The sequence below is a fragment of the Haemophilus sp. SZY H56 genome (assembly GCF_054332415.1).
In genome coordinates, this window is record NZ_JBTGNX010000008.1 from 93,061 (window position 1) to 108,558 (window position 15,498).

General features: G+C 38.6%; 15 protein-coding genes and 1 pseudogene. 9 read left to right on the top strand and 7 right to left on the bottom strand.

Features of this window, described 5'->3' with window-relative positions; genetic code table 11:
- Positions 1-195 precede the first annotated feature (195 nt).
- The 3 genes from speFL to potE all read left to right on the top strand — a co-directional run bounded on the left by speFL (position 196) and on the right by potE (position 4,227).
- The gene (gene speFL / locus ACXVWP_RS07510; RefSeq protein WP_289902347.1) at positions 196-390 is read left to right on the top strand and encodes a leader peptide SpeFL; all 195 of its coding nucleotides are present in this window, start codon (positions 196-198) and stop codon (positions 388-390) included.
- Positions 391-640: 250 nt separating this feature from the next.
- Positions 641-2,803 carry an ornithine decarboxylase SpeF gene (gene speF, locus ACXVWP_RS07515; protein WP_126469984.1) on the top strand — a complete coding sequence of 721 codons (2,163 nt, stop codon included), beginning with the start codon at positions 641-643 and terminating at the stop codon, positions 2,801-2,803.
- Positions 2,804-2,907: 104 nt separating this feature from the next.
- Positions 2,908-4,227, top strand: coding sequence for a putrescine-ornithine antiporter (potE, locus tag ACXVWP_RS07520; RefSeq protein WP_112122537.1), 1,320 nt, complete (start codon positions 2,908-2,910; stop codon positions 4,225-4,227).
- 101 nt (positions 4,228-4,328) lie between these two features.
- Here potE and ACXVWP_RS07525 read toward each other — a convergent pair.
- Positions 4,329-4,475 (bottom strand): annotated as a pseudogene (locus tag ACXVWP_RS07525) (SoxR reducing system RseC family protein); the annotation flags it as partial.
- A 176-nt stretch (positions 4,476-4,651) separates the two neighbouring features.
- Here ACXVWP_RS07525 and pepE point away from each other — a divergent pair.
- From pepE to ACXVWP_RS07540, 3 genes are all read left to right on the top strand, one after another.
- The gene (gene pepE / locus ACXVWP_RS07530; protein ID WP_289902346.1) at positions 4,652-5,356 is read left to right on the top strand and encodes a dipeptidase PepE; all 705 of its coding nucleotides are present in this window, start codon (positions 4,652-4,654) and stop codon (positions 5,354-5,356) included.
- Between the two features lie 17 nt (positions 5,357-5,373).
- Positions 5,374-6,669: a C4-dicarboxylate transporter DcuC gene (gene dcuC / locus ACXVWP_RS07535; protein WP_289902345.1), complete on the top strand. Its 1,296-nt coding sequence runs from the start codon at positions 5,374-5,376 to the stop codon at positions 6,667-6,669.
- Between the two features lie 70 nt (positions 6,670-6,739).
- A complete protein-coding gene (locus ACXVWP_RS07540) occupies positions 6,740-8,011 on the top strand; it encodes a M20 family metallo-hydrolase (RefSeq protein ID WP_458473336.1) in 1,272 nt (423 codons plus the stop codon).
- A gap of 99 nt (positions 8,012-8,110) precedes the next feature.
- On the opposite strand, the gene ACXVWP_RS07545 is transcribed toward ACXVWP_RS07540, so the two are convergent.
- The 6 genes from ACXVWP_RS07545 to ACXVWP_RS07570 all read right to left on the bottom strand — a co-directional run bounded on the left by ACXVWP_RS07545 (position 8,111) and on the right by ACXVWP_RS07570 (position 11,758).
- Positions 8,111-8,551: a SoxR reducing system RseC family protein gene (locus ACXVWP_RS07545; protein WP_289902343.1), complete on the bottom strand. Its 441-nt coding sequence runs from the start codon at positions 8,549-8,551 to the stop codon at positions 8,111-8,113.
- A complete protein-coding gene (locus ACXVWP_RS07550) occupies positions 8,545-9,312 on the bottom strand; it encodes a class I SAM-dependent methyltransferase (RefSeq protein ID WP_289902342.1) in 768 nt (255 codons plus the stop codon). Before ACXVWP_RS07550 ends, ACXVWP_RS07545 begins: the two co-directional genes overlap by 7 nt.
- A complete protein-coding gene (gene trmA, locus ACXVWP_RS07555; RefSeq protein ID WP_289902341.1) occupies positions 9,294-10,385 on the bottom strand; it encodes a tRNA (uridine(54)-C5)-methyltransferase TrmA in 1,092 nt (363 codons plus the stop codon). Before trmA ends, ACXVWP_RS07550 begins: the two co-directional genes overlap by 19 nt.
- 100 nt (positions 10,386-10,485) lie before the next feature.
- Positions 10,486-10,821 carry a MaoP family protein gene (locus tag ACXVWP_RS07560; protein ID WP_289902340.1) on the bottom strand — a complete coding sequence of 112 codons (336 nt, stop codon included), beginning with the start codon at positions 10,819-10,821 and terminating at the stop codon, positions 10,486-10,488.
- A gap of 55 nt (positions 10,822-10,876) precedes the next feature.
- Positions 10,877-11,482 carry a thiol:disulfide interchange protein DsbA gene (dsbA, locus tag ACXVWP_RS07565; protein WP_289902339.1) on the bottom strand — a complete coding sequence of 202 codons (606 nt, stop codon included), beginning with the start codon at positions 11,480-11,482 and terminating at the stop codon, positions 10,877-10,879.
- 9 nt (positions 11,483-11,491) lie between these two features.
- Positions 11,492-11,758, bottom strand: coding sequence for a YihD family protein (locus tag ACXVWP_RS07570; RefSeq protein WP_289902338.1), 267 nt, complete (start codon positions 11,756-11,758; stop codon positions 11,492-11,494).
- 66 nt (positions 11,759-11,824) lie between these two features.
- On the opposite strand from ACXVWP_RS07570, the gene mobA reads away from it, so the two are divergent.
- The 3 genes from mobA to ACXVWP_RS07585 form a co-directional block, all read left to right on the top strand.
- Complete coding sequence (gene mobA, locus ACXVWP_RS07575) at positions 11,825-12,391, top strand: molybdenum cofactor guanylyltransferase MobA (protein WP_289902337.1); 567 nt, start codon at positions 11,825-11,827, stop codon at positions 12,389-12,391.
- A 78-nt stretch (positions 12,392-12,469) separates the two neighbouring features.
- Positions 12,470-13,321 (top strand): protease HtpX, encoded by an 852-nt coding sequence (gene htpX / locus ACXVWP_RS07580; RefSeq protein ID WP_289902391.1) that lies wholly within the window; start codon positions 12,470-12,472, stop codon positions 13,319-13,321.
- Positions 13,322-13,573: 252 nt separating this feature from the next.
- Positions 13,574-15,498: ESPR-type extended signal peptide-containing protein (locus tag ACXVWP_RS07585; RefSeq protein ID WP_369866758.1), on the top strand; the 1,925-nt coding region annotated here is incomplete at its 3' end.

The following is a 15,498-nucleotide window of genomic DNA, read 5'->3' on the forward strand; positions in this document are numbered from 1 at the left end:
ATTGGTATATTTATTTATCATCTAATTTTAAGGATAAAATATTTCCATACTTTTGTAGTTTTATTTTTATGTAAAATTTAAATTTATTTTTTGATAATGATCACGTTTTTTGAAAAATATTATTGACATAATATTTACACAAGCAGAGAATGTACCCAACAAAGGTTAGTTTAGATAGAAAGAGGGATTTTTTCTATGCTATTTCGTACATATATACACAGATATGTCCATACAAAGGCATTAAGACTTTTACGGTTTAATCCGATAAAAGGTCGTTCTTTAATGGCTCATATTCGTCGCATTCGTCATATTATGATGCCATCTTATCGTTCTTGTTTCTCATACTCTTTATTTGCTTCTCAAAACAAACCATCCAACACGGCTCTCTAAACAGAGTTGTTCTCTCTGTTTAGAGAGTCTCCACAGATTAATTTCTGGATATTTTTGTATTGCCTAGAACAGGTAAGAAATATCTTTAGGAATTAACTTAATCTTATTTAATTTAAAATAAATATATTCTTACTTTAGTTTTTATAATAAAAAACTAGATAGGGTTATTTTATTCTAAATAAATCTATTGCATTATTAAAATTAATAATGCTGGGTAACTTTACGTCAAAAATAAATGAAGGAGTTCATTATGCCAAACTTAAAAATTGCATATAGCCCAAAAGTTGAACAATATTTCTCTACAAATAGAGAATTAGTTGAGATTGCTAAAACAGACTTTACAGATGTTGCAGCCATCGTATTAAGTTCAAGTGATGTAGGTGAATACCTCGATAGAATTCAAGCAACAAAATTCGGCGTTCCTGTATTCGTTGTTCAAACAGAAGAACAACAAGTGGATCCAAAATTCTATGATTCTATTTACCATATTCAAGATTTAAACGGTTATGACATCAAACTTTATAGCCGTCAAATCGAAACTGCATCGAAACTTTATGAAGAAAAAATGTTACCTCCATTCTTCAAAATGTTAAGTGAATATGTAGAAATGGGTAATATTGCTTTTGACTGCCCGGGACATCAAGGTGGTCAATACTATCGTAAACATCCAGCAGGTCGTTTCCTTTATGACTTCTACGGTGAAAACATTTTCCGTTCGGATATTTGTAATGCGGACGTGAAATTAGGTGACTTGTTAATTCACGAAGGGGCAGCTTGTGATGCACAAAAATATGCGGCTCAAGTATTCAATGCAGATAAAACTTACTTCGTATTGAATGGTACATCTTCTTCAAACAAAGTTGCGTTAAATGCTGTACTTGCTCCAGGCGATTTAGTGTTATTTGACCGTAATAACCATAAATCAAACCACCATGGTGCATTAATTCAAGCGGGTGCAACCCCAATTTACTTAGAAACTGCTCGTAACCCATTTGGTTTCATTGGTGGTATCGATAGTCACTGCTTCGAAGAAGATTATTTGAAATCATTAATTAAAGAAGTGGCGCCTGAAAAATTAAACCAAAAACGTCCATTCCGTTTAGCTGTTATTCAATTAGGTACTTATGACGGTACAATTTATAACGCACGTCAAGTGGTAGATAAAATTGGTCATCTTTGTGACTACATCTTATTCGACTCTGCATGGGTAGGTTATGAACAATTCATTCCAATGATGAAAGACTGCTCGCCATTATTGCTTGAATTAAATGAAAATGACCCAGGTATTTTAGTGACACAATCTGTTCATAAACAACAAGCAGGTTTCTCACAAACTTCACAAATTCACAAAAAAGATAAACACATTAAAGGTCAAGATCGTTATGTAAACCACAAACGTTTCAATAATGCCTTTATGCTACATGCGTCAACTAGTCCGTTCTATCCGTTATTTGCTACGTTAGATGTGAATGCGAAAATTCAAGGTAGTGAAGCTGGTCGTCGATTATGGCATGAATGTGTGAAAGTCGGTATCGAAGCACGTAAATTAGTATTAAATCACTGTGAATTAATTCGTCCATTTATTCCAACCACAATTAAAGGTAAAAAATGGCAAGATTATGACACAGAAGAAATCGCAACTAATCTCGAGTTCTTCAAATTCCACCCAACAGATACATGGCATAAATTTGAAGGTTATGCTGATGAACAATACTTCGTTGACCCATGTAAATTCTTGCTTACCACACCGGGTATTAGCTTAGAAACAGGTGAATATGAAGAATTTGGTGTACCAGCAACCATTCTTGCTAACTACTTACGTGAAAACGGTATTATTCCGGAAAAATGTGACTTGAACTCAATCTTATTCTTGCTCACTCCGGCAGAAACTCTCACCAAAATGCAAACTTTAGTTGCTCAAATCGCCTTGTTTGAAAAACACATTAAACAAGACTCTTTATTAAAAGATGTCTTACCAACTGTGTATAAAAACAATGAAGATCGTTACAAAGGTTACACCATTCGTCAATTATGCCAAGAAATGCATGATCTTTATGTAAGCCGCAATGTAAAACAACTTCAAAAAGATTTGTTCCGCAAAGCGACATTACCAGAATATGTATTAAATCCACATGATGCAAATATTGAGTTAGTACGTAACAAAGTTGAACTCGTTCCGTTGACTGATATTGTTGGTCGTGTGGCTGCGGAAGGTGCGTTACCTTATCCTCCAGGTGTGTTATGTGTAGTGCCAGGAGAAAAATGGAGCACTACAGCACAACAATATTTCCTTGCATTAGAAGAAGGTATCAACACATTACCTGGCTTCGCACCTGAAATCCAAGGGGTTTACTTACAAAAAGACCCTGATGGACGTACTCGTGCATATGGCTATGTTTTAACTGACTATTAATAAAGTGAGGTTGTGAGGATCTTCTTCATAACTCTCTCAGCACAAACAAAAAAGTGCGGTTAAAAACATCTGATTTTTTGACCGCACTTGTAGGAGTATAAATTATGAGTGCTAAAAGTAATAAAATTGGTGTGGTACAACTCACCATTCTTACCATGGTTAATATGATGGGTTCTGGTATCATTATGTTACCGACTAAATTAGCCGAAATTGGAACCATTTCAATAGTATCTTGGCTGGTCACAGCGGTTGGCTCAACTGCATTAGCATATGCATTTGCCCAATGTGGAATGTTTAGCAAAAAATCTGGTGGTATGGGCGGTTATGCGGAATACTCTTTCGGTAAAGCCGGTAACTTCATGGCAAACTACACTTACGGTGTATCATTAGTTATTGCCAATACAGCAATCGCAATTTCTGCGGTGGGTTATGGTTCAGAGCTTTTCGGCGCAATCCTTTCACCACTTTCTATCGCATTATGGACTATCTTCACTCTTTGGCTTGCAACCGTTCTTAACTTTGGTGGTGCAAGAATCACCGGTAATATCAGTTCATTTACCATTTGGGGCGTAATTATTCCTGTGGTAGGTATTTCTATCATTGGTTGGAAATGGTTTGATGGTTCAATGTATGTAAACTCTTGGAATCCACACAATGTACCAACTTTTGAAGCGATCGGTGTATCTATTTCAATGACATTATGGGCGTTCTTAGGGTTAGAATCAGCTTGTGCTAACGCAGATGCCGTTGAAAATCCAGAGAAAAACGTACCAATTGCAGTACTTGGTGGTACCTTAGGAGCAGCAGTAATTTATATCGTTTCAACTAACGTGATTGCAGGTATTGTACCTAACCTTGAACTTGCTAATTCAACAGCGCCATTCGGTTTAGCCTTTGCTCATATGTTTGATGAAACTGTCGGTAAAGTTATCATGGGCTTAATGGTGATGTCTTGCTTTGGTTCATTATTAGGCTGGCAGTTCACTATTGCTCAAGTATTCAAATCTTCAGCAGAAGAAGGTTATTTCCCAGCATTTTTCAAAAAAGTTACCAGTAAAGATGCACCTGTTGTTGGTATGATTACCATTACTGCGTTACAAACTTTACTCTCTTTAATGACAATCAGCCCATCATTAAATAAACAATTTAACGTGTTGGTGGACTTAGCAGTGGTTACAAACGTCATCCCATACTTACTCTCAATGGCTGCTCTCGCAGTGTTATTGAAAGCGGAAAATGTTGCGCCACAAAAATATAAAACAACCGTTTTTGTTGCCTTTATTGGTTCACTCTATAGTATCTATGCACTTTATGCAGCCGGTGAACAAGCGATGTTATATGGTTCAATTGTGACCTTTATTGGTTGGACATTGTATGGTTTTGTTTCTTACAAATTTGATCTTAAAAAATCACAAGCTAATTAAAAAAGAAACGCCCACATCTTAATGTAGGCTCTTTCGAGTAGTAATAAGCTAAGTACAAAAGAGCGGTTGAAAATTTAATTGTTTTCAACCGTTCTTTTTATTTAGGACAATACTCTTAACAACACAAGCTGAAATTCTGTTTGTTGGCCGAGTTTTCGGGTGTAACGTTTAACTATGACAAAGGAAAGTGCGGTCAACATAAAGATTAAAATCGCACGGATGGTCTCATTTTCACTGATATAACATGAAATAAAAGCCAGTTTTTCAATTAAATTTTGAACACGATTAAGATTAATTGACATAGTTTTCTCCTGATACGGTTTATTTTTTGATATTCGTCAAACAATAATAATTTTTCGTTGAAAATTAACCTTTTCTAAGCGTAATATCGGTATTGCTAAATGCCTCTAAAAAGGAGTGGAAAATGAAAAACATGTTACTGCTCAGTAGCTCAAAATACAAGAACACAGGTTATCTTGAACACACCATACCTTGGTTACAAAATTTCTTGGCTGATTATCATGGTAAAACAATTGCTTTTGTGCCTTATGCTGGGGTACGCCGCACTTTTGATGAATATGAAAAAACTGTGCAAAATGCACTCCCTGATTTAGGGATGAATATTGTTTCCGTTCATCATGGTGAGCTGCATCGAGATATCATTGAACAATCAGATGTCATCGCTATTGGCGGCGGGAATACATTTTGTTTGTTAAAACAACTTTATGAACACAATTTGATTGATATCATTCGTGAAAAAGTAAATAACGGTACGCCTTATTTTGGTTGGAGTGCTGGGGCCAATGTAGCTGGTGCATCCATTATGACAACTAATGATATGCCGATTACTTATCCTCCTTCATTTCAAGCATTACAACTTTTTCCTCATCAAATTAATCCGCACTTTATTTCAGGTAAAATGCAAGGCCACAATGGAGAAAGCCGAGAAGAACGTTTGGCAGAATTTTTACTCGTTAATCCAACTGCATTTGTATATGCATTACCTGAAGGTTCTGCGCTTCATATACAAAATGAAATGGCAACTGTGTTGGGCGAAAATCCTATTTTGTGCTTCAGTGAAAATATGGAATGTGGCACATTTGACATCAATACAACTTTTTCTTATTAACTTAAAAGGAACATATAATGGAATTATTTAAATCCATCGTTGCAGTGATTGGCATTATTGCCACAATTTATTTTCTGATTAAAAAAGCCGAAACCCGAACCGTTTTGATTGGTGTCGGTTTAATAATGTCTATTCTGACGATTAATCCAATGGGCGCATTAGATGCTTTTGCCAAAAGCATGACATCGGGCGGATTAATTATGGCTATCTGTTCTAGTATGGGTTTTGCTTATGTAATGAAATACACTCAATGTGATACTCATCTGGTGCATTTACTTACCAAACCATTAAGCGGATTAAAATTCTTCTTAATTCCGATTGCAACAGTCATCACCTTTTTCATCAATATTGCTATTCCTTCTGCTGCTGGTTGTGCTGCTGCGGTTGGCGCAACATTAATTCCCGTTTTAAAAAGTGCGGGTGTTCGACCAGCTACTGCTGGGGCAGCTATTTTAGCAGGGACTTTTGGCTCAATGATGAGCCCAGGTTCTTCTCACTCAGCAATGATTAGTGAAATGTCAGGCTTAACTATCGCTCAAGTAAACCTTTCACATGCGCCATATAACATGATTGCGGGAGCAATAGGTGCGGTTGTTTTAACAATTCTTGCGCTTGTTTTTAAAGATTATGGTGAACAACATCGCCAAGCTTATCTCGCAGAACAAAAAGAAAGTGAAATTAAAGTTGTTGAAGGCGTCAATGTACTTTATGCCCTTGCACCATTAATACCATTAGTTATTTTAGTGATTGGTGGAACGTCATTACAACAAGTACAGGGTCTTGAATGGACTAAAATGGGTGTGCCTCAAGCGATGTTGATTGGTGCAATTTATGGCATTATAGTCACTCGTATTTCTCCAGTGAAAATCACTGAAGAATTTTTCAATGGTATGGGAAATTCTTATGCAAACGTACTTGGTATCATCATTGCAGCCAGTGTATTTGTAGCAGGTTTAAAATCTACGGGCGCAGTTGATGCTGCAATTTCTTTCTTAAAAGAATCCAACGAATTTGTACGTTGGGGTGCAACAATTGGACCATTCTTAATGGGCTTAATTACAGGTTCTGGCGATGCTGCAGCGATTGCCTTTAACAGTGCCGTCACACCACATGCTGTAGAACTCGGATACACTCATGTAAATCTAGGTATGGCAGCAGCCATTGCGGGTGCAATTGGTCGTACAGCTTCACCAATTGCAGGTGTAACCATTGTTTGTGCAGGCCTTGCGATGGTAAGCCCAGTAGAAATGGTAAAACGTACCGCACCAGGCATGATACTTGCTGTTTTATTCTTAGCATTATTTATGTTGTAGAAATAATAAAAAATTGACCGCACTTAAATAAAGTGCGGTCAATTTTTATAGACTTTTAAAGGAGAAAAAAATGAACTTAGATTTAAATCAACTTGTTAAATGGCGTCGTGAATTTCATCGTTTTCCAGAAATTGGTTGGAGTGAATTTTGGACAACTTCTCGCATTGCAGATTACTTGGAAGACTTAGGTTGTTTTGAAATTTTTCTTGGTAAACAGATTATAAATCCTGACTTTGTTCGTGGACGAAAACAAGCCGTAGTAGATAAAGGCTTAACTAATGCAAAAGCCTATGGAGCCAATGAAAAATGGCTCGAAAAAATGGAAGGATATACTGGTTGTGTGGCATTATTTGATTCAGGTAAACCAGGAAAAACTATTGCATTACGTTTTGATATAGACTGTGTGAATGTAACGGAAACTCGTTCACCCGAGCATATTCCAAATAAAGAAGGTTTTGCCTCAATTAACGATGGTTTTATGCATGCTTGTGGACATGATTCACACATTACAATAGGTTTAGGCATTGCATTATGGATCGCTCAGAACAAAGATAAACTCACTGGAAAAGTAAAAATTGTATTCCAACCAGCAGAAGAAGGTGTTCGAGGTGCAGCAGCCATTGCACAAAGTGGCATAATTGATGATGCAGATTATTTTGCTTCTTCACACATTAGTTTTTGCGCAAATACAGGCACTGTTATTGCTAATCCAAGAAATTTTCTTTCCACTACAAAAATTGATATTCGCTATAAAGGTAAACCAGCCCACGCAGGTGCTGCCCCCCATTTAGGTCGTAATGCTTTATTAGCTACAGCGCATACAGCCACTCAACTTCATGGTATTGCACGCCATGGTGAAGGCATGACAAGAATTAATGTGGGTGTGCTAAAAGCGGGTGAAGGACGAAATGTCATTCCATCCTCTGCTGAATTACAATTAGAAGTGCGGGGAGAAAATAAAGCAATTAATGAATATATGACTGAACAAGTCATGCAAATAGCCAAAGGTATCTCCATAAGTTTTGATGTAGTGTATGAAACTGAAATTGTAGGTGAAGCCGTGGATATGAATAATGATGTTGAACTTATAAAACTCATCGAAGAAATATCTCTTGAACAACCACAAATAAATAACGTAAATTCAGATTATGCTTTCAATGCAAGTGAAGATGCGACTATTTTAGGTAGACGTGTACAAGAACACGGAGGCAAAGCTATTTACTTCATTCTTGGTGCAGATCGAACAGCAGGTCATCATGAAGCTGAATTTGATTTTGATGAAAATCAATTGTTTACTGGGGTTAATATTTATATTTCTTTAGTACAAAGATTATTATCTTAATAGAAAAGCCTACATCTTCATGTAGGCTCTTTCGAGTAGTAATAAGCTAAGTATAAAAGAGCGGTTGAAAATTTAATTGTTTTCAGCTGTTCTTTTTATTTAGGACAACACTCTCAACAAAACAGGCTGAAATTCTGTTTGTTGGCCGAGTTTGTGGGTGTAACGTTTAACCATCACAAAGGAAAGTGCGGTCAAAATAAAGATTAAAATCGCACGGATGAGCTCATTTTCACTGATATAGTTAGAAAGTAATGTTGCAAACAATAGAGTGAAAAGCGGCACGATATACATTAATAATGCAGAAAATAACATGGATTTTTCTTCTAGACCGATTTCTACCATTTGGCCTGCACGGAGTGGCGTGATGGTTTCTACCGTGAAGATATGTTCACCTCGTTTTCCGTTAAGCTCAGAAAGGGAAGCTGTTCCACAGGCTTCTCTAGCCGAACAAGCTCCACAGGCACTTTGTGATTGACATTTCACTTTAGCAAGGCCTGTTTTCGCATCATAGCTCATTACAACTGCACTTTCTTTTAGCATTGTGCTTCTCCCATATAAATATCAAAGCGGTGATTTTTGGTTTCACGACTAACATGGGGCGCTTTTTGCGCTAAGAATTCCGCATAATCAGGACGTTTTACCACCACGCGTTTACGGGCTAATTGTAGCGCAGGTGTCAAGAGCTCATCGGCATCCAAATCTGCACCAACCAAATGTTGGAATACCCGCATTTCTTTTTTAACTAGGGCGGATTTTTGCTTGTGTGGATACATTGGATCCAAATACACTACATCGGCACTCTCGGTTTGTGGATTAAGTTCGGCAATATGATGAACATCTAGTAATTGCATATTTTGTTGCATCATTTCACCTATTTCTGCATCCTGATAGGCGCGGTTGAGTCCATCCTGTAAAAGTAAATATACCACTGGATGACGTTCTACTAAGCGCACTTGGCAACCGATAGAAGCTAAAACAAAGGCATCTCGACCAAGCCCTGCTGTGGCATCAATCACGGAAGGCAATTCTGAGCCCTTAATGCCTACAGCTTTGGCAACTGCCTCACCACGACCTCCACCGAATTTACGACGATGAGCCATCGCACCGGCTACGAAATCTACAAAGACATCGCCCAACTTAGGTTCATCCAGTTTACGTAGGGCAAGGTGGGTTTCGGTTCGCACCAATGCAAGCGGGCTTTCAGTACAATGCTCAATACCAAAAGGGGAACAAAGTGCGGTCAATTCCGACGATGTTCCCGCTTCAGCAAGCAGTTGAATTTTTATTTTCTCACCAGCCATACGCCGCTTTCCATATGATCTGTATAAGGGAATTGATCAAACAGCGCCGCTTTTTCAATGCGGTGGGTTTGGCTTAGGGTTTGCAAATTCTCACAAAGGGTATGTGGATTGCAGGAAATATACAAAATACGATCGTAATTCTGCACCAGTTTTACCGTGTCAGGGTCAAGCCCTGCTCGTGGTGGATCCACAAAAATCGTATTGCATTGATAGGCTTTTAAATCAATGCCTTTTAAGCGATTAAACTCACGTACGCCATTCATGGCTTGGGTAAATTCTTCTGCCGACATACGGATAATTTGCAGATTATCTATGCCATTTTTCGCAATATTAAATTGTGCAGCCGCAACAGATGGCTTGGCGATTTCGGTAGCAAGTACTTTGCGGAAGTTTTGTGCAAGGGCGATGGAGAAATTACCGTTACCACAATACAGTTCCAATAAATCCCTTTGCGAACCTTGGGTACAATCAATCGCCCATTCCAACATCTTGCAATTTACCGCTGCATTAGGCTGGGTAAAGCTGTTTTCCACTTGGCGATAAACATAATTACGCCCTTTCACCGGTAACACTTCATCAACAAAATCCTGCTCTAAACAGATTTTTTGTTTACTCGCACGACCAATCAACTGCACATCAAAACCAAGTTGTTGTAATGCTTCTTTTAAGCGTGTAGCAGCGTTTTGCCATTCTTCTGTGAGTTGCTTGTGGTAAAGCAGGCTGACAATAATCTTATTGCTGAGCGTGCTCAAATAATCAATTTGGAACAGTTTTTTATGTAATACTTCCTGAGTTTTTAACAATGGCAGTAAGGTTTTCATCATGCGATTGATCAGTTCGCTGGCAATTGGGAACTCATCCACTCGATAACGCTGTAAGGTGCTTTGGTCAAACATGATGTGATAAAAATCGCCTTTATCATGCCAAATACGAAATTCTGCACGCATCCGATAATGGCTAGTTGGCGAATCAAACACGGCGATTTCTGGGGCGTTAAAGGGCTGCAAAAGTGCGGTCAGCTTTTCGGTCTTTTTTTGCAGGAGTTCGGTATATTGGGAAATGGGTAGTTGCATTGATGTTTACGTTTGAATGATAAATATCCCACAGCCCTTGGCAAGCATGGGGATTGGTAAAAAAGCAAAAGGCAAGCTTCTGCCTGCCTTTTAAAATGTATTATTCGCCAGAATAATCTTCGCCACCAGAAGTCGCTTCGCTCACATCACCCGATAAGGTGTAAACACGTTTTGTGGTGTTGATGCGAGTACGATATTTATTCCACGTTTTTTCGAAGAAAGTTTCCGGCGCACGTTCACCACGGCAAAATGCAACAAATTCTTTTTCTTCTTGTGTCGCTGGATTGCGTTCACCTAAATCTAATGCTTTAAACGCTTGGCCATATTGCTCTAATACTTGGGATTCTTTGATTGTATAATCACCGTGACGGGAAAATCCGCGTGGGTAGTTTTTGTCGTCAAAAAAACGACGAGTAACACTGAAACTAGCAGCCATAAAATCATCTCTCTTCTTTATATTTAAAAACGGCAGGCATTAAACCAATTTTTTTTTATTTTTGCAATAAACCTTTCACGGTTTCTACATAATCTTTGACGAAATCGTCGTAATTTAAGCCTTCAGGGTTTACACGGTATTTGCCATTGACATAGAAATCAGGTACGCCACGTACTTGGAACTGTTCCGCTGCATTTACTTGTTTATTCACTAAACCGTTTACAGCAAAGCTGTTGATGTTGTTATCAAATTGCTCAGCTGTAACGCCGTTATCAATGAAGATTTTGCGAATATCGTTCATTGAGCTTAATTTATCTTGTTGTGCCGCTTCGAATAAAGGCGCTTTCACTTTGTTTTCAGCACCAAGTGCCATCGCTAATGCCCATGCACGAGTGAGGTTTTCAGATTGACGACCTAAGAAATTAACGTGATATTGTTTAAATTCAGTACCTTTTGGTAAGCTTTCTGCAACTTGTTTTGGAATGTGGTATTCCATTTCAAAGGCATAGCAATGTGGGCAGTAGAAAGAGAAGAATTCAATGACTTCTGGTTGTACGGAAGCGGTTTGGCCCACTTGAATGTATTGTTTCCCTTCTTCTAGATTAGCTGCGAATGCATTAAATGAAAATAAAGCACCGAGTAAAAATAAAATGTTTTTCATTTGTTTTCCTTATTTAATAATTCCGCGCGCTTTTAACAATGCGGTTTTAAAATCTTCTTCATAATCTTTTTTGATGCCTGGAATTGGCTCAAATTTATCTGTGCCGTGCATTTTTAAATGATAAATAATAATTTCATCAGATAATTCTGCTACCGATTTATCAAATCCCGCTTCATCAGCAATTTTTTGCAGAATTTGTAGCAAGCTCAGATCTGGGTCTTTAGACCAATAAGGTTGTAAAAGTTCCAATACTTCATTTAAACGCTTACATTTCATTGCTATTTCCTTTTAAATGGAGAAAAATAAGGCTAGATCATACTTCAAATAAGGCAATAAGAAAATATGAAATACACAATAAGTGCGGTTATTTTGGCGGGAGGAAAAGCACGGAGGATGAATGGGGCGGATAAAGGCTTGCAGCTTTTACAAAATAAACCATTAATTAGCCATGTGATTGAACGCTTACAACCTCAAGTGATTGATATTTCAATTAATGCTAATCGTCACCATGCGGAATATGCACAATGGGGTTTTCCTGTATTTTCAGATGAATTGCCTGATTTTCAGGGACCATTGAGCGGTATGTTAACAGCACTCGAACAAGCTAAAACGGATTTCGTGCTTTTTGTGCCTTGTGATAGCCCGTATTTTCCGCAAAACTTATTAGAAAAACTAAAAAGTGCGGTTAAAAATGACCGCACTTTGATGGCTTATGCAAAAGATAAAGCGCGTGAACACCCGACATTTTGTTTGATGTCAGTTCAGCTTAAAGAGAAGTTACGCGCTTATTTAAACCAAGGCGAACGTCGTTTATTACAATTTATGAACAAAAATGGCGCGGTTGCTGTCCAATTTGACGAACAAGAAGGACGATTTGTAAATTTTAATACCTTAGAAGATTTACAATAAATTATTTGTTTAACCTTGAATTTTGTAAAAAATTCTCCATTATTGCCGTGTTTACTTTCTAGTTTATTGAGGAACTTTATTATGATGCGAATCCTTTTATTTTTAGCCACTAACTTTGCTGTGATGCTTGTGTTAGGGATTATTTTAAATGTGACCGGTATTGCAGGAAATAGTACAGGTGGCATTTTAATTATGGCGATGCTTTTTGGTTTTGCCGGATCATTGATTTCATTATTTTTATCAAAAACTATGGCATTACGTTCTGTGGGTGCAGAGGTGATCACCGAACCACGTAATCAAGCTGAACGTTGGTTGGTTGAAACGGTACGTCGTCAAGCGCAACAAGCAGGCATCCCAATACCGGATGTCGCGATTTACCATTCTAATGATGCGAATGCTTTTGCGACGGGTGCAACTAAAAACAATTCTTTAGTGGCAATTAGTACGGGTTTATTAAACGCCATGACGGAAGAAGAAGCTGAAGCGGTATTGGCTCACGAGGTCTCACACATCGCAAACGGTGATATGGTGACTATGACCTTATTACAAGGCGTATTGAATACCTTCGTGATTTTCTTATCTCGCGTGATTGCTAATGTGGTAGCAAGTTCTCGTAATGGTGATGAAGAAAGCCGTAGCTCAGGTATTTACTTCTTGGTTTCAATGGTGTTAGAAATCTTGTTTGGTATTTTAGCGAGCATCATCGCAATGTGGTTCTCTCGTTATCGCGAATACCGCGCAGATGCAGGTTCTGCACAACTTGTCGGTAAAGAAAAAATGATTGCGGCATTGCAACGTTTACAGCAAATTCATGAGCCGCAAGAGATGGAAGGTTCACTTAATGCCTTTATGATTAACGGTAAACGTAGTGAACTCTTTATGAGCCATCCTCCGCTAGAAAAACGAATCGAAGCATTGCGTATATTATAAAAAAAACCTATACACACTTGGTGTATAGGTTTTTTTATTACCTTGAAGATCACGGTCGGTCTGCCTTCTCATTATTGTATTTTTTCTGTTCTTGTTTGATTCATTAATTTGTCATAGAATTGATAGGCTCATCTGTTTGTAGGCTTTTTAGCCTTATTGAGCGAAAATGACATTTCTATGTGTATATTTGCAGTATGTATTTTTGTATTGTAAATAAATTTATTTTTAATCATTATTTAGGATAATCGAAAAGTGAATAAAGTATTCAAGATTATTTGGAATAAAACCACGCAATCATTAGTGGTGACTTCCGAATTAGCAAAAGGGGAAGCAAAAGCCTCATCCTCGAGTTCATCAAAAAATTCCACAACGGGAAAGTTTTTTAAACTATCCGTTTTAGCCTTATTTTTTTCTCAAATCTGTGATGTCGCTTATGCTGCAGTAACAGCAGGAAATCGAGATACAGCAGTTAGAACTGACGACAGAGGTGCTATCGCCATTGCAGGAGGGACAGCAGGTGACCCAAAGAGTACAAGTCTTGACCAAGGTAATGGGCCTATCGCCATCGGTTGGGGAGTAAAAGCCGTCAAAAATGGTGATATTGCGATTGGTGGTAAAGACAATTTAGCGACAAGCGTTAATGGTGGGAATGCCATCGGTTTTGGGGTTAAAACCCTTGTAACAGCCTCTAAAGGCGTGGCGATAGGTTCCGATGCACAGGTGCTTGCAAATAGTGGTTTAGCCCTTGGTGAAGGAGCTGTCGTTACGGCTGGTAATGATCAAGCTCATAGCATTGCTTTAGGTTCAGGCTCTTATAGTTTGTCAACATCGACAAGTAACCTAGATATTACTTATAAAAATAAAGATGGGCAAGATGTTACTGCGGTGTCAGCAGGTAAAAACAATATTGGCACACTCTCTATAGGTAATGCTGGCTCAGGTGGTAAAACCCCATTTACTCGCCAGATTGTTAATGTTGGTGCGGGTGAAATAGCGGAGTCCAGTACAGACGCTGTAAATGGTAGCCAACTTTATCACGTATTAACAAAAAGTGGCTTTAATGTTAAACAAGCAGGGACGGATACATCGCGCATTACAAACAACAAAAACGTTAATTTTGTAAATGGTGCTTATACCACCGCAAGTGTGGCATCAACTGCGTCAGGCGCAGACGTTACGTTTAATGTGAAGACACAAGATATCACAGTGAGCAAGGGGCGAGCATCAGAAGCAATCGATGATGATGTTGTGGCAAGAGCAAAAAATGTTGCTAAAGCAATTAATACGGTAGCGGATTCAAAAGCGGATAAAGAGACCGAGTATCAGTTTCGTGTTGCAGGAAAAGCAGCGAAAACGTGGAATCTTGGTACAGGAAATAGAATTAATTTTGCCGTTGAGAATACAGGCGATCTTGAGGTTGAATATATCAATGATGAGAATGGTTCGGTGCAATATGGTTTATCTCAAAAAACCAAAAGTAATATATCGAATGCTTTAACCACAGCGCAACAGGCAAGTACATCGGCCTCTTCTGCAACAACAGTTGCCAATAATGCATTAAATGTATCGCAAACAGCGAGTACAGTGGCCTCATCTGCTCAGAATACGGCTAATTTAGGTTTAACAACAGCTCGCACCGCAAGTAATTCAGCTTCAGCGGCTTATCAAGTGGCGACTGGCGCCCGCGATACGGCAAATGCAGCAAGTAGTGCAATCAGTGCGCTACATCAGCGACAGTACAAGTTTAATATTGCGAATAACGTTAATAAATTAAAGAATGATAAAGGTGAAGCTGTTGGTTGGGATCTTAAGAACGATGGTGGTGTAACATTTGGTGCTACTGATGATCTTGAAGTTTCCACTGATAAGATGGGTAATATTGTCTACGGTTGGTCGCAAACTTCAAAAAATACGATTAGTTCAGCGGTTTCAAATGCAGTAGGTGCAGCAAACTCTGCAAAATCTTCAGCTTCAGCGGCAAGCAACAGTGCAAGTTCTGCGCAATCTTCCGCATCCGTGGCAAGTAATAGCGCAAGCTCAGCAGACAGTTCAGCGTCAGCGGCAAGCAATAGTGCAAGCGCAGCGGACAGTTCAGCTTCGGCAGCATCTAACAGCGCATCTGCAGCGGACAGCTCAGCGTCAGCGGCATCTAACAGTGCAAGTGCAGCGGACTCTTC